The 25,149-nt window shown below is 38.7% G+C and carries 27 protein-coding genes; 17 read left to right on the top strand and 10 right to left on the bottom strand.

Annotated features, from left to right (window positions below):
* Positions 1–21: 21 nt before the first annotated feature.
* The 4 genes from ABDV94_RS15030 to ABDV94_RS15015 form a co-directional block, all read right to left on the bottom strand.
* Positions 22–741: a hypothetical protein gene (locus tag ABDV94_RS15030; RefSeq protein WP_343748027.1), complete on the bottom strand. Its 720-nt coding sequence runs from the start codon at positions 739–741 to the stop codon at positions 22–24.
* A 10-nt stretch (positions 742–751) separates the two neighbouring features.
* Positions 752–1,408 carry a hypothetical protein gene (locus ABDV94_RS15025; protein ID WP_343748026.1) on the bottom strand — a complete coding sequence of 219 codons (657 nt, stop codon included), beginning with the start codon at positions 1,406–1,408 and terminating at the stop codon, positions 752–754.
* 72 nt (positions 1,409–1,480) lie between these two features.
* Positions 1,481–2,218, bottom strand: a complete 738-nt coding sequence (locus tag ABDV94_RS15020) for a ZIP family metal transporter (protein ID WP_343748025.1) — start codon at positions 2,216–2,218, stop codon at positions 1,481–1,483.
* On the bottom strand, positions 2,215–2,958 hold the full coding sequence (locus ABDV94_RS15015) for a methyltransferase domain-containing protein (RefSeq protein ID WP_343748024.1): 744 nt from the start codon (positions 2,956–2,958) through the stop codon (positions 2,215–2,217). Before ABDV94_RS15015 ends, ABDV94_RS15020 begins: the two co-directional genes overlap by 4 nt.
* Positions 2,959–3,221: 263 nt before the next feature.
* Between ABDV94_RS15015 and ABDV94_RS15010 the strand changes: the two genes are divergently transcribed.
* The 5 genes from ABDV94_RS15010 to ABDV94_RS14990 all read left to right on the top strand — a co-directional run bounded on the left by ABDV94_RS15010 (position 3,222) and on the right by ABDV94_RS14990 (position 9,244).
* Positions 3,222–4,046, top strand: coding sequence for a hypothetical protein (locus ABDV94_RS15010; RefSeq protein WP_343748023.1), 825 nt, complete (start codon positions 3,222–3,224; stop codon positions 4,044–4,046).
* Positions 4,046–5,305, top strand: a complete 1,260-nt coding sequence (locus ABDV94_RS15005) for a hypothetical protein (protein ID WP_343748022.1) — start codon at positions 4,046–4,048, stop codon at positions 5,303–5,305. Before ABDV94_RS15010 ends, ABDV94_RS15005 begins: the two co-directional genes overlap by 1 nt.
* Positions 5,306–5,307: 2 nt before the next feature.
* Complete coding sequence (locus tag ABDV94_RS15000; protein WP_343748021.1) at positions 5,308–6,231, top strand: glycosyltransferase family 2 protein; 924 nt, start codon at positions 5,308–5,310, stop codon at positions 6,229–6,231.
* Between the two features lie 161 nt (positions 6,232–6,392).
* Positions 6,393–7,568, top strand: a complete 1,176-nt coding sequence (locus tag ABDV94_RS14995) for a hypothetical protein (protein ID WP_343748020.1) — start codon at positions 6,393–6,395, stop codon at positions 7,566–7,568.
* Between the two features lie 338 nt (positions 7,569–7,906).
* A complete protein-coding gene (locus ABDV94_RS14990) occupies positions 7,907–9,244 on the top strand; it encodes a hypothetical protein (protein WP_343748019.1) in 1,338 nt (445 codons plus the stop codon).
* Between the two features lie 98 nt (positions 9,245–9,342).
* Here the strand turns inward: ABDV94_RS14990 and ABDV94_RS14985 are convergent, their stop codons facing one another.
* The 3 genes from ABDV94_RS14985 to ABDV94_RS14975 are packed head-to-tail and all read right to left on the bottom strand — an operon-like array spanning position 9,343 to position 11,129.
* Positions 9,343–10,137: an ImmA/IrrE family metallo-endopeptidase gene (locus ABDV94_RS14985; RefSeq protein WP_343748018.1), complete on the bottom strand. Its 795-nt coding sequence runs from the start codon at positions 10,135–10,137 to the stop codon at positions 9,343–9,345.
* The gene (locus ABDV94_RS14980) at positions 10,118–10,465 is read right to left on the bottom strand and encodes a hypothetical protein (RefSeq protein ID WP_343748017.1); all 348 of its coding nucleotides are present in this window, start codon (positions 10,463–10,465) and stop codon (positions 10,118–10,120) included. The genes ABDV94_RS14985 and ABDV94_RS14980 overlap by 20 nt, the downstream gene beginning before the upstream one ends.
* Positions 10,455–11,129 carry an RNA polymerase subunit sigma gene (locus tag ABDV94_RS14975; RefSeq protein WP_343748016.1) on the bottom strand — a complete coding sequence of 225 codons (675 nt, stop codon included), beginning with the start codon at positions 11,127–11,129 and terminating at the stop codon, positions 10,455–10,457. Before ABDV94_RS14975 ends, ABDV94_RS14980 begins: the two co-directional genes overlap by 11 nt.
* A gap of 143 nt (positions 11,130–11,272) precedes the next feature.
* Here ABDV94_RS14975 and ABDV94_RS14970 point away from each other — a divergent pair, with 143 nt between their 5' ends.
* The 5 genes from ABDV94_RS14970 to ABDV94_RS14950 are packed head-to-tail and all read left to right on the top strand — an operon-like array spanning position 11,273 to position 14,248.
* Complete coding sequence (locus tag ABDV94_RS14970; RefSeq protein WP_343748015.1) at positions 11,273–11,458, top strand: hypothetical protein; 186 nt, start codon at positions 11,273–11,275, stop codon at positions 11,456–11,458.
* 22 nt (positions 11,459–11,480) lie between these two features.
* The gene (locus tag ABDV94_RS14965; RefSeq protein WP_343748014.1) at positions 11,481–12,224 is read left to right on the top strand and encodes a hypothetical protein; all 744 of its coding nucleotides are present in this window, start codon (positions 11,481–11,483) and stop codon (positions 12,222–12,224) included.
* Between the two features lie 4 nt (positions 12,225–12,228).
* Positions 12,229–13,404: a nucleotidyltransferase gene (locus ABDV94_RS14960; RefSeq protein ID WP_343748013.1), complete on the top strand. Its 1,176-nt coding sequence runs from the start codon at positions 12,229–12,231 to the stop codon at positions 13,402–13,404.
* Entirely contained in the window at positions 13,376–13,819 is a 444-nt protein-coding gene (locus tag ABDV94_RS14955) for a hypothetical protein (protein WP_294860512.1), read from the top strand. Before ABDV94_RS14960 ends, ABDV94_RS14955 begins: the two co-directional genes overlap by 29 nt.
* A 42-nt stretch (positions 13,820–13,861) precedes the next feature.
* Positions 13,862–14,248: a hypothetical protein gene (locus tag ABDV94_RS14950; RefSeq protein WP_343748012.1), complete on the top strand. Its 387-nt coding sequence runs from the start codon at positions 13,862–13,864 to the stop codon at positions 14,246–14,248.
* 145 nt (positions 14,249–14,393) lie between these two features.
* Here the strand turns inward: ABDV94_RS14950 and ABDV94_RS14945 are convergent, their stop codons facing one another.
* The 3 genes from ABDV94_RS14945 to ABDV94_RS14935 form a co-directional block, all read right to left on the bottom strand.
* Positions 14,394–14,726, bottom strand: a complete 333-nt coding sequence (locus tag ABDV94_RS14945) for a helix-turn-helix domain-containing protein (protein WP_343748011.1) — start codon at positions 14,724–14,726, stop codon at positions 14,394–14,396.
* 180 nt (positions 14,727–14,906) lie between these two features.
* Positions 14,907–15,764, bottom strand: a complete 858-nt coding sequence (locus ABDV94_RS14940) for a hypothetical protein (protein ID WP_343748010.1) — start codon at positions 15,762–15,764, stop codon at positions 14,907–14,909.
* A 161-nt stretch (positions 15,765–15,925) separates the two neighbouring features.
* On the bottom strand, positions 15,926–17,677 hold the full coding sequence (locus ABDV94_RS14935; RefSeq protein ID WP_343748009.1) for a recombinase family protein: 1,752 nt from the start codon (positions 17,675–17,677) through the stop codon (positions 15,926–15,928).
* A gap of 776 nt (positions 17,678–18,453) precedes the next feature.
* Between ABDV94_RS14935 and ABDV94_RS14930 the strand changes: the two genes are divergently transcribed.
* The 7 genes from ABDV94_RS14930 (at position 18,454) to ABDV94_RS14900 (ending at position 24,924) form a co-directional block, all read left to right on the top strand.
* A complete protein-coding gene (locus ABDV94_RS14930) occupies positions 18,454–19,293 on the top strand; it encodes a hypothetical protein (RefSeq protein WP_343748008.1) in 840 nt (279 codons plus the stop codon).
* A 31-nt stretch (positions 19,294–19,324) separates the two neighbouring features.
* Positions 19,325–19,885 (top strand): 7-cyano-7-deazaguanine synthase, encoded by a 561-nt coding sequence (locus tag ABDV94_RS14925; protein ID WP_343748007.1) that lies wholly within the window; start codon positions 19,325–19,327, stop codon positions 19,883–19,885.
* Complete coding sequence (locus ABDV94_RS14920; protein WP_343748006.1) at positions 19,875–20,909, top strand: hypothetical protein; 1,035 nt, start codon at positions 19,875–19,877, stop codon at positions 20,907–20,909. Before ABDV94_RS14925 ends, ABDV94_RS14920 begins: the two co-directional genes overlap by 11 nt.
* A gap of 1 nt (position 20,910) precedes the next feature.
* A complete protein-coding gene (locus ABDV94_RS14915; RefSeq protein ID WP_343748005.1) occupies positions 20,911–21,840 on the top strand; it encodes a CBASS oligonucleotide cyclase in 930 nt (309 codons plus the stop codon).
* Positions 21,841–21,887: 47 nt separating this feature from the next.
* Positions 21,888–22,568 (top strand): hypothetical protein, encoded by a 681-nt coding sequence (locus ABDV94_RS14910; protein ID WP_343748004.1) that lies wholly within the window; start codon positions 21,888–21,890, stop codon positions 22,566–22,568.
* A 126-nt stretch (positions 22,569–22,694) separates the two neighbouring features.
* Complete coding sequence (locus ABDV94_RS14905; RefSeq protein ID WP_343748003.1) at positions 22,695–23,117, top strand: GIY-YIG nuclease family protein; 423 nt, start codon at positions 22,695–22,697, stop codon at positions 23,115–23,117.
* 94 nt (positions 23,118–23,211) lie between these two features.
* Positions 23,212–24,924, top strand: coding sequence for a DUF262 domain-containing HNH endonuclease family protein (locus tag ABDV94_RS14900; protein ID WP_343748002.1), 1,713 nt, complete (start codon positions 23,212–23,214; stop codon positions 24,922–24,924).
* Positions 24,925–25,149 lie beyond the last annotated feature (225 nt).

The following is a 25,149-nucleotide window of genomic DNA, read 5'->3' as shown; positions in this document are numbered from 1 at the left end:
AAAAGACGAATAGACATGAGTCTATTTGCCCGGTGTTAGCGCGGTTTTTAGCGTAAACCCGGAACCATCCTTACTGATGGATAAAATCAGTTTTTCACCATGCAGAAAAAGAAAATCGACCTCGTAGCGAATAAGTTTGCGTTGTTGGGCCTCCAGTTCGCTTTGCGCCGCATCATCCAGTTTCGATAGTTGCTCATAGTCATACTTCGTATCGGCATAGCTTTGCTCAAAAACGGCAATCTGCGACGGACGGAACCCACAATTCATTGAAATAGCCGAAAACAAAAACGGCGTTTGATCCTTCGCGGGAATGGAATCGTAACCCAATTCGGAAACGCTTCCCAAATAAGGAGTCTCGGACTCATTGACAAACTGCACAAACCCTCTTTCGGCCTTTTTTCCTGGAAGCATCAAAAAGATACCACAACAGGTGCAGGGCGAAATCGTATAGTGTTCATTGGGACGGAATTTGCATAAACTGAACGTTTCAATGCGTTTTCCCTGCCAGAAATAAACATACCTGATGGTGTCGAACCCGTTTGGATTGAGCCGAATAAGGTTTTCCCGGGAACTTGTCGTGCCGAATGAAACACCGTTAATAGTGAACTTCAACGAGAAAAAAACGGCCATTTCCTCTTCAAAGCTCTGAACAGATACATCCGGTTCGACCTTGATCGAACAGGTTTGAGCATAACTGTTAAGTAGCAGAGATGCAAAAAGAACCGAAAACAGCAGCTTCATGCCGGGGGATTTACTTCAGGTCTTCCGTGAACGAATCAATGGCTCCCGCTCCAAACTGGTCGTTCGACCATCTGTAAACAGGAACGCCTTTTTTCAATCGCACAAAAGTAGGGAAGTGGCCTTCTGCCAGCTTCACGGAAGCTTCGATGTCTTTCGCCAGGTCGATGTCAAAATCTCCTGCGATAAGCCCGCTATAAAGCTCCAGGTCTTTTTTATCGGAAGAACACACCATGAACAGCATCTGAGCCTTCGGGTGATGTTTCTTGATCAGTTTCAAACGGGTAATGGATTCCAGACAGAAAGGACAGCCCGGGATGGTAACGATGACCAAATCGTATTTCGGATCAACAGTCACTTTTGAATCGGAAACTTCCGTTCCTTCAGAGCTGAAATCTCCTTCGTAAATCGGGTTGAGTGCAAAACCAATTGTAAACGGCAGTGCTAAAAGCAGGATTACGATGACAACCTTTACGGCCTTCGGCTTCAGCTTAAACCCTTTCGCAAAGGTATAAGCCAGGAGAATTCCCCCGAAACCCAGGAGCAGGTATGGAAACAATTTCGACATCGTCCAGGAAAAACCACTATCCAAAAGCGATGATTCCAATGAATCGAACGTGAAAACAGTGGCTCCGCAAACAACGAGCAACAGGGCAAAGAGTATCTTCATGAGTTGGCTTTTGCGACTAAAATTAAGAATTATCTGTTTCCGAAAGCGGAAATTGAACCATTTCCGGAAGAACTAGATCAAACTCATGCTCAAACCCACTCCCAGCAGAATAGCCAGCAGTTTTGCCAGGTTAAAACGGTGGTTTTCGTTCGTTTCAAAAATGATCGTCGTGGAAATATGCAGGAACATTCCGACAACGATAGCCAGCAGGATATCCATGAACGGAACGGCAGTATTCATGGGGATCACTGAACCGAAAATCAATCCGAGTGGCGTCATCATCCCGAAAACAAGCAATAGAATCCAGGAAGTGGAAGACTTGATCAGCGACTGTCGCAGCAAAGTCATCAAAGCAATGGCAACCGGCAATTGGTGCAGGATAATTCCCAGCAATAAAGAATTGTGATGGTGACCGATCAGGTGTTCGTGGTTGTGGACGTCTACACTGGTGTTGGCCAGCGGAATTCCCTCAATAAACGAATGAATGCTCAGGGAAATCAATAAACCATAGGGAATCTTCTTGTTTGCATGTGCATGAATGTGTCCGTGCTCGATGCCGCCCGAAAAATACTCGAGAAACAACTGAACCAGGAATCCCACGAGCACCCAGATTCCAATCGTGGTATGGGCTTCCGCGTACAATTCCGGGAGAAAATGAATAAAGGCAATCGCCAGCAAAAAACCGCCGCTGAATGCCAGTGACAACTTGATAAAAGCCGCCTGATTCTTCTTTTCAAGAAAAACCACCAGCACACCGCCTACAACAACGGATAACAGCAGGAAGAAAATCGTTAGGATCAATTCGCTCATTTCTTTTTACAGATAAGGATCAGTCGGTCAGATGTTTCGCTGTCAAATGAATCCAGTTGGTAGTTTCCGGCAAGGCGTACGATTTCAAAATCCGCGTCTGCCAAAAGTTGTTCGAAATCCGAAAGGTAAAGAGCCTGTACTTTTTCCTGGAAGAACCACGAATTTCCCTGATCTTCAAATGCGATGGTTTTCACAATTCGGCCGTTGCTCACCTCCTTTTTGATATGGAAAAGAATGCCGTTTTTCCGTATTTCCTGGCGGAAGCGCAGGTCGCGGATTACTTTATGCGTATTCATGAAATCAATCACCAGGATGGCCGGGCCGGTCAGTGCATCGTGTACACTTTTCAACACCAGTGCATTCTGATGCATGTCATCAAAATACCCGAAACTGGTAAACAAGTTGAAGACATACTGATAGTGTTCGTCCAGCGGATCACGCATGTCATGCACGAAGAAAGTCAGTTCTGAACCGGAATTCTTTTTGGCCTCTTCAATACTATTCGGAGAAAGGTCGCAGCCCGAAACATTCAATCCATGACTGGCCAAAGCTCTGGAATGTCTTCCTGCTCCACAGGCAAGATCCAGTACGCTGGCTCCCGGTTCAGGTTTAAGTGCCGAAACCAGGTTGTTCAGGAACTCGTTTGCTTCTTCATCGTTCCGCTCGTCATACAATACGTGATAGTATGGTGAATTGAACCAGGTCGAAAACCACTCCTTTTTCTCTTCTAAATGCATCATTGTTGCAAAAATAATTCTTTTTTGTCAAACGCTTTTACGATTGATTCAAATTCCTTCGGAAAGAAAAACGGCAGGGATGGCGAAGTTTTATTTCGCCGTCTTGCAAGGCTTTGGAATAGTTATACTTTTGCTCAAAGAGTTCCTGCATTGAACGACTGCGCAGAATAACCCGACTCATTCGGATCATCTCCGGTGACTGATTATTTTCCTGGCTTTTGATCAGGACTCCATATTATACTATTTACTTATAAAAACCATTATTCATGAGCACATTAAGTTCTATCGTGATGCCTGTAATCTCAGATATGCAGGAATCACACATCAAACAACAATTACTGGCCTATTTTCCTTTACAGGAAGAAAAATTCGCCGTTATCGAGGACACCTTTCGCGCGTTGACGGCTGTCAAACAAGATCCGGAAACCCTGAGATCGTTTTTCCACAGTTGGAGTCAGACCAATAACAGCGCGGTAACCGTTGCCGGATTGAGCAACCGCATGACGATGCTGGTGCATGAAAACAAACCGGTACAAAGCGAACACGATTTGTTTAAAGCCGTTGCGAGCCTGAACCGCATTGTGGATGAGGATTTGGCTGTAGTCGGTCAGATTTTGCATTCCGTTTTGTTTTACCGCATGGCAACCAATATCAGTGGAGACGACAGCTGGCTGTCACACCGCTATCTGTGCGCTGAAGCGAAAGAATTCAAAGCGTGGAAGGACAAAAATTCCCTGCGGAATAAAGACATCATGATCGGTTTGCTGACCACGTTGGTACACGAGATTTATACACACGGAGAAGTAGAATTCATCCTGCCGCTTTTTGAAAACTGGCTGAAAACAACCAGTAATTTGTCGGAGCAGGATATTAACCTTTCCCTGGCTTGGATTGCGGTTCATTGCGGCCCGACTGAAAAAAATCACTTCTTCCATGCGGTAGATGCGGTTCATTCGTTTGCGAAAGCAACGGGATTGTCCGTTGAAGACTACGATTTACAGGAAATCATCACGACTTATCTGACATTGAAAGCAGAAGTGATGAGCACCCTGAACCACCAGCTGGTACAGTCCGGCGCATTATTGCAATGATGAATCCGGCGGAACAAACCGAAGCGCGTCGCCAGGGCCTGGAACTTTCTGCGAAAGGAATGGACCAGGCCCAGGTGAATTTCCTGCTGGAGCAATTTCTGGGTGAATTGCCCTACAACGTTTCTAATTTGCCTGTTTTGGTGAAGGAAAGCGATTTGCAGGAATTTCAGCGGCTGACCGAAATCCTGAACCGGGCATTTGTTCAAATCGTTCAGCATTATTTTTCGGATCAGCGTATCCGGGATATTTACCAGCTGGACGCCGGATTGGAATCCATTTTGGAAATAGCACAGGAGTTTCCGTACAAAGTCGGGATGTATCGTCCTGACTTTGTCATCGACACCGGCGGACAGAAGAAAATTTGTGAAATTGGTTGTCGTTATCCGTTCAATGGCTGGATGTTCAGCTATTACCTGGATGAAATCGTGGCGAAGCTCATTCCGGGAGTGCATGACAAGTGGCAGGAAGTTCCCGGATTGAACAATTTCCTGGATGATTATGTTCAGACTTTACATTCCGGAGAACCGCTGTTTTGGATTCATGACCGGGAAAAGGGAACCGAGGTCAATTACCTGTTTCGCGAGTTGAATCAACGCGGCATTCTGGCGCAATCGATTTCCTCAGCTGATTTGCGTGCAGAAGCGGATCAATTGTTTGTCGGGCAACAGCCGGCCGGTCAGTTTATTCTCGAAATGGATCGCGAAGAGTTGAAACGAATTGACCCTGCAGTACTGAAAGGACTAATTGCTTCCGGTAAATGCACCAATGATCCACGCACCTTAATCCTGGTTCACGATAAACGCGTTTTGGCAGTGCTTTGCAACGCCGAAATCATGCGTGATTATCTTTCCGAATCAGACTATGCTTTTTTGACTCCTTTCCTGATCCCGTCATTCATTCCGGACACGCAAGAAAAGCGGGAAGAACTGATTCGCTCAACCAAAAACTGGGTGTTGAAAAATAACAGTGGAGGAAGAGGTATCGGGATGTATATCAAAAATGAATGTGAACCGGAAGGTTGGGACCGCGTAATTGCTGAAGAATGGCAGCATTACATGGTACAGGAATACGTAGAACAGGAGTTTTTTGATTTTTTCTACGACCGCAAAAAAGAACGGATCAATATTGTGGGAATGCTGTTGTGCAGAGACAAACACACGTATGGTCCCGGAGTTTTTCGTGGATCAACCGAAAAAGTGATCAATATGCACGAGGGACGCGGCGTATTTCTGCCATGTATTGTGGAGAAAAACGGGTGAAGATGAAGTATTCCATCGTCATTCCCTTGCACAACAAAGCACCTTATGTGTGTGAAACACTGCAATCCATTGTGGATCAAACGGTATTGCCTTACGAATTGATTATTGTAGACGATCAAAGTACGGACGGAAGCCTGGAACTGGCTGCTCGTTTTTTGGAGCAGGTTCCGGAACGGTTCCGTAGTGTGCGTGTTGAACTGATTGCGTTGGAAGAGAACCGTGGTGTGAGTTATGCCCGCAACCTCGGTTTTTCCACAACAAGCGGTGACATCGTCAGTTTTATCGATGCAGATGATGTGTATGCCCCCGAACTCATCCAAAAAGCGACGCAATTGATCGCGGTAGAGGGAATGGATTTTGTGGTACTCGGCATTCAATTGTTTCCAAGTCATGTCCGCTACCCGGCTTTCCGGAAAATAGCACCCGATCTGGAAGAAGTGGAAACGGATGCTTACCGCATGAAACATCCCTTGAAAACAGTGACTTCGCGTCATTTCGTGATGGGGGTGGGAAGTAATGTGATCGCGAAACGAAAATGGATGGAAACCGTCCGTTTTGACGAAAATGTACGCTTCTACGAAGGAATTGATTTTTGGTACCGGGTTTTGAAAGTCGTGCTGAACGATCCGGATTCGAAAGTGGGCATGCTCATGGGAGATCAGCTTCGTGTGCGGGAAGTGGAAGGGAGTTTATCCCGGAAAAAATACCGAAGCAGCCGGGAATTAGTACTTCCGCCAGTGTTGGTTCGTTACAAAAACAGCAACGACCGTTACGACAAATTACTGATGGGCGTTGTAGGAGCCAGATGGATTGCACACGCGTTCGAAAATTTGAGTTCCCGAAGACAGAAAATCCGCTTCGTGATCCGGCATGCCGGACTTTTCCCGCGCCAATTGTACTATTTCTTACTGAGTAAAACACCTTAAAAGGTGACATAAGAATTCCGATAAATTGGCTGTTCAGCACTCCTGAACACTATGACGACAACTCTTTGGCGATTCCGGTAGGCGAGCATTCATTTGCGTATTTGGGGGAAAAATTACTGGAATTCTCAAAATCTTAAGATAAAGTTTAAAACAACACCAATATGAACACAGCAGGTTTAAAAGCGCATTTTCAGCACGTCAAAGCATCCCGTTTGTGGAGTGCTCATTACGAAGGAATTGACGATTTTTCAGCCGCACCGGTAATCGATAAACAAGTCCTGCGAGACACATTGGCCGACAAATTCCATTTAGCTGAAGAAGAAAAAGGAGTGTATTTGGTGCGTTCCGGCGGATCTACACAGAAGCCGTTGGTGTTTCCGGTAGATATCCGGGAAAATCTGGAACAACGCCAGTTGTTGGCAAACGAATTGGTTGCAAACGGAGTTTTCTCTTCACGCACCATTGCGCTGAACGTTTTCAGCTACGGCGATATGTACCGCACCGCTTCCATCATGGACGATATACTGGACAGGTGTTCGGCAACTACGCTGGCTTTGAGCGCCAATGCGACCTACGAAACAATGGTTTCAACGAGCATCGGCTTCCGGGCCAATACGATAATCGGAACGCCTTCCAAATTGGTCTTATTTGCCAAGTTTTTGCAGAAAGAAGGAATAACGTGTCACTTTGAAAGCGTGCTCTTTGCCGGGGAGTTCCTGCTTCCTTCACAACAGGAAACGCTTGCGGAAGTATTTCAGTGCAACACCATTTATTCCATGTACGGCTCAACCGAAACAGGAATTTGGGGCTGGGCGCATTACGACCAGAATCCGCGGGCCTTTCATTTCCTGGAAGACATTGTGATCGAAATTTTCAATCCGGATGTAGATGGATATGGAGAAATTGTAGTGACGAACCTGATCCGAAAGCGCTTCCCGCTGTTCCGTTACCGGATGGGTGATATCGGGAAATTGACGGAGGAAAACGGCCGGCCGGTAGTACTGCTGAAAGAACGCGAACAAAAGTCTTTTTCCCTCCATGAAAGTGCCTATTTCCTGCATGATTTTGAACCTTTGATGCACGATGTGGATTGTTTCCAGATTCAGTTGTCTTTGAAAACAGAACTGCTCACCGAACTGCGCTTTTTATTGGTGAAACCACAAGCTTCATTGCCTGATAAGGAACAATTGATAGCGCGCGTAGCACAGGGAATCGACCGGATCATTGAGCGCGATCCCCGATTTGCAACTGTAGAGGTAGATATTGTAGCTGAAGAAGCATTGTATATGAATCCCACAACCTCCAAAACACCACCGATCATTGATTTCCGAAATTAAATCGGATAACATTATTGAACTGCAAAGGCCTTTAGGGTTAAAAGAGTAAAACAGATCTAAATGGTATTACATCATAGCTTAGAATTCATTAAGGATTAATCAGCGAAATCAGCGGGAATTAGATAAACCACATAGGACAAATAGCCAAAATCTTTTAAATCCTTTGGGATCTCTATAGCCCAGTCACAATAAAGGATTCAGCAGTTTCGTTGTATGGAAAGGAACTAAGAAGAATTTAGGGGAATTGGGGGTCAAACCTCCAATTTTCCTACCCTTTTTAGTACCCAAACTGTGAGTTATTACTTATACGTTTGAATCAACCAAATAAATGAATCACCATGAAATTAAAGATCAATTTCATACTAAAAACAGGAGTTCAAGGAGAAATTCCTGTATTAGCTGTAATGAACTTCGGGTACAAAGAGTTCGATGCGATGAAACAAACGTATGTGTATAAACCGCTTCGCTATTATACCGGAGTTAAAGTTAAGAAATCTGAGTGGAATGAAGAAGAAAAACTTCCTAGGGATAAATCTAAACGTGCAACACTTCTTCAAATCGAAAAACAAGCAACGGATATTTTCAACTATCTGATCACAACAGAAACAGTAACTCCCGAACGCTTGAAACAAGAATTGGACGTTAAGATCAAAAAGAAAGAAGAACAAGCAATTGTAACACGGGTTCGGATTGTAGATTTCATAGAAAATGAAATCCTGCATGAACAGGGAATCAAACAAGGAACAAAGAACAGCTACAAAGTACTCGCGAATCGTTTGAATGAATTTGAAACTAAGATTGGGAAACAATTGTATAGTAGTGATCTGAATGAAGAATTGTATATCAGCTTCATGAATACGATCCGGGAACGTGTTACTCGAATCAATTCTGTTTACAATGCATACAAAACGTTTAAATCCGTTCTGAATAGAATTGCCCGAAAATATAAATTGAACAACATATTCAATCCAACTAAGGAACTACGAACTACAGATAAACTGCGTAGTGTTACAGAAGATAAAATCTATCTTGAATTTGGACAGATTCAAAAAATCATGGGTTATGAACCCCCAACTAAAGAACTCGCTAATGCAAAATTGATTTTGCTTACACTCCTATTTACAGGTTGCAGATACTCTGACGTTCATAAAGTCAAACCGGAATACTTGTATTCGAAAAACGATGTAACGTTCTATTACGCTCGTTATCTGACTACCAAAACCGATACAGAGATTGTAGTACCAATTCTAAAGCCATTACAGGAAGCATTTGATGCAAATGGTGGAGTTGCAGAACCCATGATCATGCAAAGGTTTAATTCACTTGCTCGGGATATTGCTGAAAGCGTAGGATTAAAAGAAGAAATTACACTCTCTCACACGAACTCCTTTGGTAAGAAAGAACTAACAACCCAAAAGCTGTTTCAACTGATTAGCTCCCATATCGGGCGCAGATCATTTGTGACTAATTTAATGAGCTATATTCCGATTACGGTATTGAGTAAAATAACCGGACATTCCAATTCAGCGGTGGAATCGGATTTCAAAGGGTTAGGAAGTAGTGAGATTTTCAAATACAACAAAATCTCATTGATTGATAATGCAGCTTTGCTGGTTAAGATACTCCGAATTTATATGGAAGATAAACTCGATGATTTTCCGATTCGGTTAGTTTAGGAATATAAAAAAACACAAAAGCGATCCGGAATCAAGATCGCTTTTGAGGTTAATTCATAGATTTATTTATGAAGCAACTTATAATCTCATTAAGAAATTCATGCTTGCCAAATAACACTTAGTGCTTTATTTTCATGCATAATGCAATGCTCTTTAAACTTTTTCTGTAAGCTTTGCTGCGAAACATTATTGAACCATTCTACTGCCCATACATCTGTGGTTATTCCAGCGGTAGATTTACCTTTAAAACATTGATCCATTAATGTGTTTTCAGGGATGGCAGGATATTTTTCTGCTAAGAATTTATATGGAAATCGTTCGCTTTCGAATTTCCATTTAATCTTACCATCAACTGCATATACGATCATAATTTCATTATTACCAATGTCTTTATACCGGAGTGCAGCAGCAGTCAGACTTACGTTAAATGAAATTCTTAGTTGTTCTAAAACAGAAAAGTCGAACTTTTTCCCTTGCACTTCCTTTTTGAAATCATTTTCTGGCATCAAAAGACAGGCAGCGAAATAATCTGCTTCGCGCTCTATCCGATCAAATCGTTCTGGTTTGCTCATTGAACCATGAGGTTTTAACAATCCATTTACAAGACCGACCCTGTGGTTCTCAATAAAATAATGCCCGAGTTCATGGGCCAAAGTAAATCGCCCTCTTGCTGTTCCGCTTTTGTTTCCTCTGCTTTCATTAAGATGCATGTAAAACGCATCATCGAAAAAGGTCATTCCATCAAAGCTATTGCCATAATCATCATAGAATAATTCGATTCCCTCGTCTTCGATTATTGATTCAAGCAGAGTCGCACGATCATCGTGTAAACCTGAGATCGATTCTGCCAGTTGTTTGATAAGTAAATCAGAGCTATTTTTTACCGTCGTCATCCTTCTTGCGATGTTTAGCTTTCATTTTAGAGAGAATATCATCAGGGATGGTTATATCTCCATTTCTTGCAACCATTTTCAATTCTCCAATTTCTTGTTGGTTTATCTGAATAATTTTGGTCGGTTCGTGTTGGCATTTATACCTTCCTGCAAGAATTCCTTTTACATCAACTTTTGCATTCGCTAATTTGAATACATAGTCATCATATAATTTGTTGAACCGGAGCAACTCTAGTTCGTTACTCGGTAATAAATAGCCCGCAGACCCCAGCATTTCATCCCAGTTATCAGCATTGACAACGAAGGTTTGATTTTTATTATTTGCCATAGTTGTTCAGGTAATTTTCAATTGTTTTGTAAGCTTCATTTTTATATACTTTCACACTGCTCTGAGTCAGATTCAGTGTAATACGAAGTTTTTCCAAGACTGACCTCGGAACACGTTTTTTTGGTTTCTCATAAGCTTTGTACGTAAGGTAGATAATACGGTGTTTTTCATCCAGTAGTGCTAAACCTTTTTCCAATACATCAAGTACTTGCCGAAGGTCTTTTTTTCTTTCGACATCCCCGCTGCATGTGTAATCGATTAATTCTTCAGTACTGGTAATTATGGACAAATCTTCTTCGTCCGTTGGTTCATGACAAGTACCATTATTATATTGGTTTGCTAGTTGGGTCATTATGATTCCATTCAGCCAAAATTGAATTCCTTTGCTTTCATCAGACGCTTTGGATTTTTTTGGATTGAATGATGGATACTTCCAGACTCTTTCAAAGGTGCAGTTAACTATATCCAGAGCAACGGTTTCGTTGTAATTCCATTTATTGCATGCAATTTCAGCCATTCTGAATACTTCGCCTTGAAATCGCAGACAAAACACTTCAAAAGCTTCACTGGCTTGTTCAGGAAAATCCTTTTTCATAGCCATGTAATCTATCAAATCAGTACTGGAGCTATTTTTTATTTCTTCCGATACGGTCAAGTCATCCATGCTTTTCTTATTAATACCAAAAACGATAGTATCGATTTTAGTATAGGGGGTGAATAGTGGTCATATTACCTGTAAACCAAACGACTATCGTTTTTAGTATGAAGGGTAAGAGACCGAATTAATTAATGCAAATAAAGTAAAAAATGGCAAAAAATGATCCAACTGGAGATAATTCTCGAAAAGGAGCGGTGAAAAACCGCTCACAGGTATTGAATCCGCAGACAGGACTTTACACGAAGCGCGACAAGAAAACAGGACAATTCGTGGGAGTAAAGATAACCGGAGGTAAGTACAAAGGAGTAACCAATGAAAAAAAGGGTGAACGATAACAAAAACAAAATGCTAATCAGTATGATTGAATTTCTACTAAAACTTTTCTTAACAAAAGGAGTCCCAACATTTTGGAAAAACAGAAAGACTCTTAAACTCTACTTCCAAACCAGATTTGGAAAGTACCGCAAACAAAAAATAAGATTCTCAATTAGCTACTTGTACAGAATACGAATTCCGCATTCAAACAAGTATTTACTGGTCTTTAACAGACGAATTGAGAACCAGCTTCAGCCTGTAGGAGGTGTGTATAAACGCTATGGCGCAGATCATCTTTTTGAATCTTGGGGGCATATGCCGGATTGCCCAACCAGAGGTGTAGGTGTTGATCGAACAAGTGATGGAGACCTTCGTTTTTGTGTTGATGGGAAGCACGTCATTAATGTCGTAAAATGGTTCGAAGAAGGAATGGAGCGTGAAACAAGCGCAAACAGAGAATTCATTGAAGAACTAGTAGACACAGCTATTCTTGACAGAGAAATCTTCAGAAAAATCAAGTACAAGCAAATCGGGCGTTATTCAAAACATCTTAAATGGAGCGACCACCACAAATGCTACGAAGTTCTCATCTACGATATTGTAGAGCTATTGCCGACCCCGGATCAGGAAACTGCTTTGATAGAACTGGCGGAAGGTGAAAAATTCGTTCCAGGTAGATATGCAATCGTTGAAAGTTCTGACATAGAGCAACTACGATTAATGAAAGACGGTCAGCAAATCGCTCGCATAGGTGAGCATACAAAATACACAATCAATCAAAAATAAAGTGATGACAAAAATTTTTAAAAACTACGAGATTCAGCGGGAAGAACTACTTGCCCGTATTGCACACCAGTTGGAATTGAACCCAACTCGCGCCGAACGTATGGTAACTGCGTACAATGCAGTATTCGAATTACTGAAGAAGGATGAAGCATTTTTTGCGGGTGTAGAAATCGAACTTTACGTGCAGGGTTCTAAGAGAATTGGCACGACAGTAAAACCAATCAATGGGGACGATTTTGATTTAGATATTGTCCTGCATATCCATGTATTGCATGAAAATTATAACCCGGTAGATGTTTACAATGCTTTGGTAGAAGCTCTTGAGGGTGACACGTATTACAAATCCATAATGGAGAAAAAAGACCGTTGCGTCCGCTTAAATTACAAAGACGATTTCCACATGGATATTTTAATCGGCTGCATGGTAACAACTGATGATCCTGACCGTTTAGCAATTCCCGAAAAGAAGCTCGCTTCATGGTCTTTCAGTAATCCTAAAGGTTTTTCAAAATGGTTCTTGGGAATTGCAAATTCTGCGGAACGATCCATGTTAAAACGATTTTCGGAACAACTACTCCTGGAAGCAAAAATTGACCAGGAACAGCTTCCTGAAAATGACCTTTACAACAAATTACCTTTACAGCGCGGAGTACAGCTAGTCAAGCGCGCACGAGACATTTATTTCACCAATAAGGATTATGCAGTGTCAAGCATCGTATTAACCACTCTGATGGGCAGATTCTACAATGGTCAAGAATCAATCTACGATACGATTGATGAAGTTGTTCAAAATATCATGGATCAACATGCCCTATCAGTTCGAACCGGAGAGAAATTCCAGATCAGAAACCCCGTTGATCCGAATGAAGTTTTTACAGATACCTGGACAGACAAGCATTACGAAGCTTTCTATGCTTTTATCAAGGATTTCCATACGAAATGGAATCGACTAAAGCAGGATTTCGACCAAAGCGGAGAAGCTTACATTGATTTATTCGGTGAAGGACAATACAAGGAGTCACTTAGAGAACAGGTTAAATTAATGTCCCGTTTTGACACAGATGAACTCACAAAAGCCAATGGTCTTATTCTCAGTGGTGCAGCTTACACTGACAGAAACGGGTTGATTACGCAAAATAGAGGAGTGAAAAATGAGAGCCACAGCAATTTTGGAGAATAGAATGTATGCCGACTACTTCAAAAATGTAGACTGGAATCTTTTGCTAGAAAAGGAGCTTGTTGAAAAGCATTTTGACTGGATTAAAGTAAGAATCGTAAACGGGGCAATTTGGGGTTCTGGTGTTTTAATTGTCAATGGAAATCGATACGAGGTTTCACTGGAATACAAGCCACGTATTGACGAATTCGGACGTGTTGATCGTTTTGATAGAATCCGTATAAATGGGATTAAGCACCATTCAAAGACACATCTTTACCTGGATGATACACTGTGCCTATATCATCCAAGAATTGACCGATCACCGTTCCGGATTCTTCCATTGGTTACGATTATACCTTGGATTTCTGAGTGGTGTATCCACTACGAAGAATGGAAAAAGTATGGGACATGGCTAGGGAAAGAAATAGAGCATTGAAATACAATGTTGATTTTCAATTATCTTTTACAAAAATATTCAATGGATAAAACAAAACTATTGCTAGAATTCACTACTGCTCTAAACGAGCAGGTTGTCAAAGCTTTTGAAAACAAAGAAATGTATGATCAGAAGTACATTGTTAACTCAAAAATTACTGCTGGATCAACTTATGAACGAATGCCTGTAATTGATCAATTTACAGTTCTAAATGCAGAGGAAATTCCTCTGACGGATCTAATCTTGGGACAAAATACCAGCATGAACATTTCAGCCACTGGAAAACTAGCTGTTTGTGGGAGTAAACCAAAGACAGGAAAGGAGTTAAACGCGGTTGATCAAAAGTTCTATTCTTTAAATATGTACGTGGAGTTAGCTTACGACAAAGATAAGGAGCAGATAAATATTTTGTCTTTGGATATTCGCTAAAGAACGTTGCTATCTGTCCGACTATTTATGAGGTTTTCGGTATTAGACCAAAAAATCGAATAATCATCACTTTTATTTGATCTCTGGAATTAAACTAACAATACGGCTATCTCATTTTGAGATAGCCGTATTGTTAGTCGTTTATTCAATGAACAGCTGAACCCTGTTTCCGCTCTATATACTCCATAATTGCAGCCCGTGAAAACCGAACAGTCCGCTCATTCATCCGGATGGCTACAAGTACGCCATCACGGACCAATTTAATGAGGGAATTCTTACCGATGTTCAGAATCCGTTTTACCTGCTGATTATTGAGCAATTCGTCTTCTTTTTTGTTCGGAATTGGTTCAATAGGTAGTGTGCGATTGCCATTCTTTTCCAATAAAGTAATGCGTCTTTGGTGTTCGTTCACCTGGGCTTTTAATTTTTCAATTTCCTCGCTCATTCGTTCAATCGCGAGTTTAACCACTGTTTCCATGATTAAGGTGTTTTAATTAGTTGATACTTTTTGTTTATTCACGGCTTTAGAACCGTACTTAGAGCAAGTATAGTGCAGAAACGAAACACAAAAAAATATTGGGGTACCCCAAAAATTCAACTTTTTCTAAGTTTTAACATTTGAAGCCTCCAAAGGATCTAAAGGGACAAAAACAAACTGTTATTCAAGTGTCTTTTTAACTTTTTCAATGTCAGAATCAATCAAGGAAATTGCAGAAGCAAGTCCCCAATCCTCAAAAAAGGACCGAGCAATCTTCAGGTTTTGAATTGTTGCTTTCTCACTTGAAAAAGTCAAGGGATTCAATAGTTTTTTGTATAATTCCGAATGGGTGATTTGGGTGTATGGAATGCCTAAAAAAGTATGAAGTGCATGGGCAGACTTGCTAACATTCTTTTTGTGCTTGATCCCTAATAACTGAGAAACATAGTAGAAAATCAAAACCTGTTGAGAACGGGTAAGTCTATTCGTGGATGCTGGAAGAATCAGATCAACTAGCTCTTCGGACTCTCCTTCCTTTACGGTAAACTCTTCCAACAAGTTCTGAATAGCCTGTGTCAATGCCAAAAGCAAAACAATCTTTTGTTCCTTGCACTTGACTAACCGCTGTTCCTGGTCAATCAATTCCAAGACGGACTTTCCGGCATCTTCAATTCCCTGAATGTAGAGCCAATGCAACGGGTCCGGAGATTCATATTTTTGAGTGTGGAGAAGGAATGTTCGTTCAACCACTTCAGACGCCAATGAACGAATTTCAGATAGATGTCCAAACGTTTGTTTCAGAGGATCGGAATCACCTAGTTTTTGAAAGTGGAGGTAGGTTGAAACAAGTGAATGATAAAGCACCGAATAGCGAGGAATCAGAGGATTTTCATTAAACAAAGATTGCCTGTAATACGTCTCTGCATAGGTTTTATCTTTAGCCCGTTCAATGCCCAATGAATAACGTTTTTTCAACGAATGATAAAAACGAACATAGGCTCTTGAAAAGAGTTCTCCAGGTGGTTGAATTGCTTCCATAATCCTATAACGTATTTAACCTTGTAAATCTTACACAATTCAGTGAAAAATTCCTGAAACCCAGTAAAACCCCAAGTCACTCCATGTTATTCCATGTTGTGATCAGCTTACTTCATGTTATGTAACAGGTTATTACTAGGTAATTATTTCGCTGCGCGTTCTTATAAAATCGTATCAGATCTATTTTTCTTCCGATTCAAATAAGCACTTACTGCCAAAAGGCAAAAATCCTCCATAAATTCGACTATGCTTTTATAGAGGTCTTGGGTAAGATCCGCTTTTTCAAGTTTCATAATAATGTACGGATAAGTCCACCTCTGTTTTAAAGACGTACTTCCGAAAAGCACTTCACTAGGAGTGAAATTTGAAAGTGGTAGCAACTTTCTTTGATGTGAACTAGTATTGTGCAAGCCTTTTGAAATTTCTGTAGCGAAAAATTCGCAAGTACTCACAGCTTCGAGTATCCCTAATTTTGGATCATAAGTAGCACCTTCTGGAAATAGTAATAACTGTAATCGCGTGCGTTGATCAATCGTGCCTGTATCCCACAATTGTTTTGGTTCCTGGCTGATCTGTTTTGCGAACTCGATGCAGTTGCCGATTTTTAATTGATATGATCCTCTATTCTTTGGAATGGATATACGTTGAATTTCTGTCTGGTATTTTGTTTGGTATTTTTCAAAAATTTCCTTGTCAATTTCACCAATTGCAAACCGCTCTTCAACCAGTTCAAGTTTTCGAAGAATTTCATTTTTCCTTGACTGCATCATGTTTTGTTCCTCCATCTGTTCTTTGAAGATTGTTTGAAACAAAATGCGAATTCCATCTTCAACCAACGGCATTAAATCATTGTTGAGCTTCAATCCGATCAATAAGCTCTGGAATTGACTGTGTAGATTTTTTGCGCTTTTATTACTCTTACAGCCTTTTTGATTACAGTTGTAATAAAACAAACCTTTCTTATTCACCAAATATCCAGTCATGGACCTTCCACAAGTCTTACATTTTGTGAAGATTTTTAAAGGTAACTCATTGTTATATTTAAGATGAACAAGAGGTTGTGTATTTTTGCTTGCAACAATGTTATTCACCTTCAGGAATAATTCTCTAGATACCAGCGGTTCATGTTTTCCAATAATCACCTCTCCAGGAATCAAACTGTTCGTAATAATTCCACAGTAGAATGTATTTTTAAAGATCAATCCCAAGCGAGTTTCTTTCATTTTATACCCCAGAGTTTCATATCTTCTTATAATATCGGCATTACGCATTTTTTCATTAGCCTTCCATAGAAACGCTTTTCGAATCATTTCACCTTCTTCGTTGATTACAAGTTGCTGATTGATAGCTTTGCCCGGGGACAAATTCGTGTAACCACTTGGTAAATTTAAAGGCCAATAGCCTTTACGTAATAACTCCCGCATACCGGTAATGGTCTTATCTTTGCGCAGATCGTTATCCATTTGACTAAATAGAAAGAAGATGTTTTGCTGAAACATTCCGGATGCGATCGTAGGATCAAGTTCCTGGGTTACTGCAAGTGTTTTGACATTGAGATCCCGCAACAAATCACTGGCAATTTTTGCTCCGTTCAAGCCGGACCGAGAAAAGCGTTCATAAGAGTAGACGATAATGTAATTGACTTGTTTATTGCGCTTAATGAAGGTCAAGATCCTGGAGAATTCTTTTCGATCATCTGTCTTTGCAGATTCATGGGTTCCACCGAAGTAATCGATCACTTCCAAGCCTCGTCTGGCAGCAAAATTCTCACAATACTTCTTTTGGGATTCAAGACTGGTATTTTCCTCTTGTGAGACATGGGAAACACGCGTGTAAATGACTGCATTGGAGCCATTTCTTTTGGGAGAAAAATTCTTTCCTGTGAAAGAATTAAATAAGCTTAGATCATTCATAATGAAAGTTTTTCATTAAGATCTTCAATACTTCATTCATTTTCAAAGAAGACTATTGCGTTTAGTCGAACATTACACCATGTTCGTACAACTTTACACCATTGCTAGAGTACTTTATACAATTATTCAGAAACTTACATAATTCACAGATTTTATCGGGAATAGGATTGAAATAGTATCTTGTAACCGATTTAGGTGGTTAGGTTAGGTTGATTAGTGAATGGAGTAATGACGCCTGTCTTACTCCATTTGTATTTTTAGTCAATTCTTTATTCGGATTCCAATCGAATTGATTTCGATGAATCTTTCTTTTCGACTAGACTAATTCAATTATCCTTTTTGATTAACTTTTCTTTTTAATCGACGAATCAGTTTCAATTTTATGATGTCTTCAATCTTATTCGGTTTCGACCTTATTTCGAGTCAAATCAGTTTCGACGAATCTTATTTTCCGACCATATCAATTTAATGATCCTATTTGCTAAAGTTTACTTTTTGATAGACGAACCATTCACCATATTGTGCTAAAGACCGTTCCGGGTTTGATTCAACGCTATCTCGACTTAAAATTGCTTCTTAACTCGATTTTTTAGTTTCTTGAATTTACTGTTGGCTGATCAAAAAACACTAACTGCCCACCGGATTGGGGCAGTTAGTGTTTTTAATAATCTTTGATAGAAATGTGGTTTTCCGCAATTAAATACCGTATTTATACGGTTGATATTTTATTATGAGATACTTTATTTTGCCATCGAACTTACATAACTACAAAACTAGTGGTAAAATACTTATTACAGATTCTTGCGGCAGTAGTCTTTTTATGGATTTCCTACTATACAAATCCAAGTCTAAAATCTGAATTCCTAGGACAAGGTATAGGTTTATTTGTAATACTATTTGTCGTGGAATTAGGTGGTGATGTTTTGAAACATCACAAAAGAATAGGTCTAGTATTTCGTAGTTGGTATCTTGCCATAAGAGGGAAACACATCCGATTTTCAATGTCTTACGTTTATAGAATACAGGTTAATGATAAATATTTACTTGTAAAGAACTCTAATTGGAACTTCTATCAACCAGTCGGCGGAAAATATAAAAGACTTCCTGTAACCCGTCAAATTTTAAAACAATTTGAAGCAACGGATGATTTAAAACTTTCAACAAACGGATTGAAAAAGGATGATCTTGCGGTCTTCATTCCTGCCAAAAATGCAGTCAAATTTATAGATTGGTTTAATACGTGTGAGGATAGAGAAATATCTCATTGGCGTGAATTTTACGAAGAATTGATTGATGTAAAAGGTCAAGTGCTATCATCTACAAACTTCCCTTACGTCAATTATGAATTTGTAGGGAGAGTTAGAACTCCGTTAAAAAAAGCAAAGGGATGGGATTGTTGGGAAATTCTTCAATACGATGTTTTAGAACTGTTACCGACTCAAAAACAATTGATTGAACTTGAAGCTCTTCTTAATAATGGAGATACTGATTATATAAAATGGGCAGACAAGGAATTGATTGAGTCTTTAGGATATGACAATAGGTCCAGGAGTACACCATATAAGATTGGAGAGCATACGAAATGGACGGTTAATATGAAATGGACTGCCGACTAACTTTTGAAATGCAAATTTAAAATGTAATTAATTGGTCACTCAAAAAAATAATGTTCTAATTCTTGCAAGTGGTGGAATAGATTCTACAGCCTGTATTCAATTTTATAAAGACCTTGGTTTTGAAGTTGAACTGGTCTTTTTAAATCTTGGACAACCCTCTCACAAGAATGAATTAAACGCAGTAACAAAAATCAGTGAGTATTACGGATGCAAACTAAATATTCTAAATGTAAGCGGACTTAATATTACAAAAGGGTTTATTCTAGGTAGAAATGCCGCACTTATCTTTTTAGCGTTAATGAGTTTCTCAAAATCTTTTGGAATAATTGCAATTGGAATTCATTCAGGAACAACTTACTATGACTGCGGTGAGAATTTTTTAAATCAAGTTCAATCTATTATTAAAGAATATAGTGGTGATTTGGTACAAGTCGCTGCTCCTTTTCTCACTTGGAACAAAAAAGAAATTGCCAATTATTGTTCACTTGAAAAAGTTCCAATTCATTTGACATATAGTTGTGAACTTGGTTTAGATCAACCTTGTAATGAATGTTTAACCTGTAAAGACTTAAGGAAAATATATGAGTGCTAGAAGTAATATTATTGAACACCCATTAGGTGTTCGACTTGAAACTCCATTAATGGTTCCATCTTTTTCAAGTAAAGGTTATGGCTTTAAAAAGAAAAGAAGTAAAAGAGCTCCTGACACCTCAGAAGTTGCAGATGCCTTTCAGTTTGCTAAGGAATTTCTTACAGAGACTCTTTTAGTAAGTGCTTATGATATATTTTACAGTCATATACCATTTGATGAAGATTCAATTTGTACAGAGCTTACTTTCATTGATAGTGGTGGTTATGAAACTGGCGGTGGATATGATATTTCGGCAACATCAAAATTCAACTATGACATAAAAGCATGGGATGTAAATCAATTGAATAGAGTATTAAGTAAATGGCCGGAACATAAAGCTGCAATTGCGGTGAGTTATGATCATGGTAATCATAGAATCTCATTAAAGGATCAAATTGATTCAGCAAAAGCATTATTTAGCACTCATTCAAACTTTTTATCAGATTTCTTAATAAAACCTGAAACTAAAGACCAACAATTTGTAAAAGTTCAAAACATCATTGACAATATCCAGGATTTATCAGGTTTTTCGATAATTGGATTAACTGAAAGAGAATTAGGTAGTTCGATTTTAAATCGGATGATTAATATAGCTGAAATTAGACGTGCTTTAGACAACGCAGGTATTTCGTCACCATTACATATCTTTGGAAGTTTAGATCCAATAACAACGATATTGTATTTTTTAGTAGGCGCGGAAATTTTTGATGGACTAACGTGGTTAAAATATTCATATTACAACGATTCAGCAATATATCAGTCAAATTATGGAGCACTTAATGTTGATTTAGGTATTCATGTAAGTGATGCAAAAGTTAAATCGATGTCTATTACTCAAAACACATATTATCTCGAGAAAATGAAATATATAATGAAGGACTTTATCGAGTATCAAGATTTTGAACAATTTGATGAATTAGGTGGTCCTGGGTTTGGTAAAATACTTGAGAAGCATTTCAAAACTTTTCAATCAAATTTTAAGTAATATGGGCGGTTCAGGAGGTGTATTTTTTCCTGGTGGTAATTCACCAGATGAAATTAGCAAGAGAATTCGAAGTGAAGAGCAAACTAAAGATCAGGCCTTCGAAATTAAAGTGACTGATTTAATTAGAACTCTATTATCTAATGTGAATGACAGAGATACAAATCAAATTCAGACGCATATTCAACGAATAAAACAGGCACTAAATTTAGGGGTCGATGGGACTATTGATTTAAGGTATGGTGGATCACTATCAAAAAACACATTTGTTGAAGGACTTAGTGATATTGATACATTGGCAATTCTGAATAAATCTGAATTGATGCATCTAAGCCCTAATGAAGTTAAAGATTATTTCTATGACAGAATTCGTGAAAGTTTACCTTATACAGATATTGTTTCTGGAAAAAAGGCTGTAACAATTAATTTCACTTCTGAATATTCAATTCAGATATTACCTGCCTTAAAAGACGGGAATGGAATTCGTATTCCATCATCTTCAGATCCAAATGAATGGTCTAAGATAATTCAACCAAAGAAATTTGTTGAAACTTTACGATACGTCAACATCAAAAATTCAGGTAAATTGATTCCAGTAATTAAGTTAGCAAAATCTATTATATCGACTCTTCCGGAAAGAAGACAACTTTCAGGATACCATGTAGAAGCACTTGGAATTGAGGTGTTTTCAAATTATTCAGGCGATAAGACTCCAAAAGCGATGCTTAAACATTTCTTTACTGAAGCTAGTAAAAAGGTTTTAGAACCGATAAAAGATAAAACTGGGCAAACTATTCACGTTGACAACTACTTAAAAGCAGCAAATAGTATTGAACGAAAAATGGTTTCTGATTCACTAAGTACAGTATCGAGAAAAATGCAAAATGCAGACGGAAGTAAAGATATCCGTGCCTGGAATGAAATACTTAAATAATGAAACCTTTTTGCTAATCTCCGTAAAACACAGAATAAAATTAGAGTATGGAGTTTTCCTCGCAATTATCTCATGCATATTTCTTTGCCAAGAACATTGTAATTGACAATGGATACGCTCATGAAATTGATTGGCAAGATAATATTTCATTCAATGATATAAGCTTGTCTCAGTTCTTGGAAGAGATTTCATGGGTAGTTATAGCTAGTGGAATGAATGACCGTGTGGTTCAAAAAATATTTCCAAAAGTTAAACAAATTATGAGAGGATTCGAGTCTATTGATTGGATTTGTGCGAATCGAGAAAAGATTAAGGGGCAAACAAAGATCGTTTTCAATCATGAAGGTAAAATCAATGCTATCCTATATATTGTTGATTATATCAAATCGAATTCTTTTCAATATCTTAAGCATAGAATTCTTAATGAAGGAATATCTTACATCCAGACTTTTCCATACATGGGAAAAGCCACTTCCTATCATTTGGCAAAAAACATTGGACTAAATTTTGCCAAACCTGATCGTCATTTATTAAGATTAGCAGATATATTAGGGTTCAATTCACCTGACGAACTTTGCTTGAATATTTCAGATTCTATTCAAGAAAAAGCATCTGTTATTGATCTAGTTTTATGGCGGTATTGTACATTAGATAAAGACTATAAGCTAACCCTTGAGAATTTTATCTTAGGTTCATATTGCAAAATTCCACAAAGACAATTTTCATAAAATGTACAATGTAGTTTTCTCAAAAGTGTAAGTTTAACTCATGTACAATTTGAGACTCATGAGATCATCAATTGTTTCGAGGAACCCCATATAAAATTCTTTGTATTTAATTAAATATACTCCACTATGTCAAAAAGCACTGAAACCATTAAGGAAGAAATTGAAGATTTTAAAACTTCGCAAGGAGGTGATTATCCCGAATTTTACATCGGAATTACTAATAATCCGCAAAGGAGACTCGTTGAGAATATTTTAGTAGAAGAACTTTTTGAACATATTAGTGCTGGTCGATATAAAGACACCGATCCATGTTATCAAGCAGAAGCAGAGTCTAGAGATGAAGCGGTTGAAATAGAGAGGTATTTTCAGAAGCTTGGTATGCAGGGATTTAATCCTAGATCTAAAGGAGTAGAGAGTTCTTGCTATGTGTATTGTTTTAAAATCTCCGAGGATTACCAATTGATACAAGAAACCGAAGGAAATTCAGAAGAAGGTAGAAGCATGGCAAAATCAATAAAGAAGTTTGAACAATTTTCTAAACTAAAGTAATCAAGAATGTAGTGGTGATCCTTTCTGACGAATTTAAAGTACCTTCATCGCCCCTACTGAGCATAACAAATTAAATAACCAAATACCTAACACAATGGATGCTGGAAAACGAACAATCAACGATATTTTTAACGGTAATAGAATTTTAGAAATTCCTTTCTTTCAAAGAGCTTATGTTTGGGGAGATGAACAATGGGAACGGCTACTTGAAGACATGGAAGCGGTAAGTATTTCAAACCGCCCCTATTTTTTAGGATCAGTTATTTTGAAACAGCAGCCGACCAATACGTCTAATCCTGTAGGAGATGTTAGGACAGTTATTGACGGACAACAGCGTCTTACAACCTTAAATATTTTCTTCAAGGTACTATGTCTTAGAACAGATAACAATGCCTCATTTGAACGAATTTTTAAACTCCTGAACAACGAGTTTGCACTCTATCATAATCATAATGATATTGCTTCATTTAAGCAGATATTGAGTCTAACCGAATTGGTTGATCTTACTGGTCCCGATCACGACAAGATTATTCACGCATATAATTACTTTAAGAAAAATTTAGATCCGAATAAACTCAATTTTAACATCATTTTGTCAAGAATCTTATTTGTAGGAATTGATTTGGATGAAAACGAAGATGAACAACAAATTTTCGATACGATTAACTCACTAGGGGTTCGTTTAACAACTGCTGAATTGTTAAAGAACTACTTTTTTAATCGGGATGACTTGAATCTGTATAATGAATATTGGCGTAATATTTTTGAAGGAGACGATGAAGAAACAAAACGCTATTGGGATCACGAATTGACTGCCGGAAGACTGCGTAGAACTTGTATTGATTTGTTTTTCTATTCTTACTTACAAATTAAGATACAAGACTCTTCATTGAAGGTTAAAACTGAAGATAAAATTGAATTCTCGAAAGTAGAATCGCTTTTTGAATCTTACAAAACGCTTATTAAGGAGTACAAACTTGATAGAACAGAAATACTTCGTGAAATCAAAGACTATGCTGTGGTTTTCAGAGATAGTTTTGATTATGAGATTGTAGAACATGAATTGAGCGCTGATTATGGTATTGACAGAATCAATGCGATCATTTTTGGTTTGGATACTACCACACTTATCCCATACGTGTTATACATTCAAAAACACGTTCGTGAAGAATCTGAACGTAACAAGTTGTATAAAGCATTAGAAAGTTATTTGATGCGCCGAATGGTCGTTCACGCTACCACTAAGAACTATAATCAACTCTTTACAGACCGACTCATTTCTCATGAAGTATTGACTGTTGAAGCTTTTTATGATTACATTGAAAAAAGTGCAGATAGAGTAAATTACTTCCCCGATGATTCAGAATTGGAGCATGGATTCAAAAGTACTTATTTGATTAACAAGCAATCTGCAGGAATTATCTATTTCCTCGAATCCAAGATCAGGAATCGAAACAGACAGTCAACTCAATTGCTCGGTATGCGCAAGTATAGTCTTGAACACTTGATGCCAAAAAAATGGAAGAACCATTGGGGGGAACTGGGAACTAAAGAAGAACGAGATTTCCGAAATAGAATCCTGTACACCCTAGGAAATCTTGCGATTATCACTCAATCCCTAAACGCTTCAATTCGTGATTCGGATTGGACAACAAAGAAGGTCGGAAGAGCAAATAAACCTGGATTGAGACACTATTCAGCCGGAATAGAAACTCTTGCACCATATTTGGAACTGGAGGATTGGAATGAAAACGAGATTCAAAAGAGAGCCCGCTTTCTTTATGACAAAGCAATAGAAATTTGGTAAAATAAGAGTAAACTTCTTCAAACAAATAAAAAGGTCACCATTTCTGATGACCTTTTGTTACCTATTTTGGGCGTGTATCGAACCAAGAATGCTTTTTTTATGTGTTTCCAAGGGTGAAGCACCCGCTCTGTGTTTTAAATCAGGGATTAAAAACATATACCATTTCGTAGTAATATCAAGAAATACATTGCGGAGTTTTGCAAAAATCGATGAATAATCGAACTA

Origin of the sequence: Fluviicola sp. (assembly GCF_039596355.1) — a bacterium.
Lineage (GTDB): Bacteria > Bacteroidota > Bacteroidia > Flavobacteriales_D > Crocinitomicaceae > Fluviicola.
Note: the sequence above shows the minus strand (reverse complement) of the source record. Positions and strands in the feature narration are given on the sequence as shown.

Bases quoted from the DNA above. Each gene is read 5' to 3' on its own strand.
- ABDV94_RS15030 (WP_343748027.1), bottom strand. From the start codon at position 741: ATGAAGCTGCTGTTTTCGGTTCTTTTTGCATCTCTGCTACTTAACAGT.
- ABDV94_RS15025 (WP_343748026.1), bottom strand. From the start codon at position 1,408: ATGAAGATACTCTTTGCCCTGTTGCTCGTTGTTTGCGGAGCCACTGTT.
- ABDV94_RS15020 (WP_343748025.1), bottom strand. From the start codon at position 2,218: ATGAGCGAATTGATCCTAACGATTTTCTTCCTGCTGTTATCCGTTGTT.
- ABDV94_RS15015 (WP_343748024.1), bottom strand. From the start codon at position 2,958: ATGATGCATTTAGAAGAGAAAAAGGAGTGGTTTTCGACCTGGTTCAAT.
- ABDV94_RS15010 (WP_343748023.1), top strand. From the start codon at position 3,222: ATGAGCACATTAAGTTCTATCGTGATGCCTGTAATCTCAGATATGCAG.
- ABDV94_RS15005 (WP_343748022.1), top strand. From the start codon at position 4,046: ATGAATCCGGCGGAACAAACCGAAGCGCGTCGCCAGGGCCTGGAACTT.
- ABDV94_RS15000 (WP_343748021.1), top strand. From the start codon at position 5,308: ATGAAGTATTCCATCGTCATTCCCTTGCACAACAAAGCACCTTATGTG.
- ABDV94_RS14995 (WP_343748020.1), top strand. From the start codon at position 6,393: ATGAACACAGCAGGTTTAAAAGCGCATTTTCAGCACGTCAAAGCATCC.
- ABDV94_RS14990 (WP_343748019.1), top strand. From the start codon at position 7,907: ATGAAATTAAAGATCAATTTCATACTAAAAACAGGAGTTCAAGGAGAA.
- ABDV94_RS14985 (WP_343748018.1), bottom strand. From the start codon at position 10,137: ATGACGACGGTAAAAAATAGCTCTGATTTACTTATCAAACAACTGGCA.
- ABDV94_RS14980 (WP_343748017.1), bottom strand. From the start codon at position 10,465: ATGGCAAATAATAAAAATCAAACCTTCGTTGTCAATGCTGATAACTGG.
- ABDV94_RS14975 (WP_343748016.1), bottom strand. From the start codon at position 11,129: ATGGATGACTTGACCGTATCGGAAGAAATAAAAAATAGCTCCAGTACT.
- ABDV94_RS14970 (WP_343748015.1), top strand. From the start codon at position 11,273: ATGGCAAAAAATGATCCAACTGGAGATAATTCTCGAAAAGGAGCGGTG.
- ABDV94_RS14965 (WP_343748014.1), top strand. From the start codon at position 11,481: ATGATTGAATTTCTACTAAAACTTTTCTTAACAAAAGGAGTCCCAACA.
- ABDV94_RS14960 (WP_343748013.1), top strand. From the start codon at position 12,229: ATGACAAAAATTTTTAAAAACTACGAGATTCAGCGGGAAGAACTACTT.
- ABDV94_RS14955 (WP_294860512.1), top strand. From the start codon at position 13,376: ATGAGAGCCACAGCAATTTTGGAGAATAGAATGTATGCCGACTACTTC.
- ABDV94_RS14950 (WP_343748012.1), top strand. From the start codon at position 13,862: ATGGATAAAACAAAACTATTGCTAGAATTCACTACTGCTCTAAACGAG.
- ABDV94_RS14945 (WP_343748011.1), bottom strand. From the start codon at position 14,726: ATGGAAACAGTGGTTAAACTCGCGATTGAACGAATGAGCGAGGAAATT.
- ABDV94_RS14940 (WP_343748010.1), bottom strand. From the start codon at position 15,764: ATGGAAGCAATTCAACCACCTGGAGAACTCTTTTCAAGAGCCTATGTT.
- ABDV94_RS14935 (WP_343748009.1), bottom strand. From the start codon at position 17,677: ATGAATGATCTAAGCTTATTTAATTCTTTCACAGGAAAGAATTTTTCT.
- ABDV94_RS14920 (WP_343748006.1), top strand. From the start codon at position 19,875: ATGAGTGCTAGAAGTAATATTATTGAACACCCATTAGGTGTTCGACTT.
- ABDV94_RS14915 (WP_343748005.1), top strand. From the start codon at position 20,911: ATGGGCGGTTCAGGAGGTGTATTTTTTCCTGGTGGTAATTCACCAGAT.
- ABDV94_RS14910 (WP_343748004.1), top strand. From the start codon at position 21,888: ATGGAGTTTTCCTCGCAATTATCTCATGCATATTTCTTTGCCAAGAAC.
- ABDV94_RS14905 (WP_343748003.1), top strand. From the start codon at position 22,695: ATGTCAAAAAGCACTGAAACCATTAAGGAAGAAATTGAAGATTTTAAA.
- ABDV94_RS14900 (WP_343748002.1), top strand. From the start codon at position 23,212: ATGGATGCTGGAAAACGAACAATCAACGATATTTTTAACGGTAATAGA.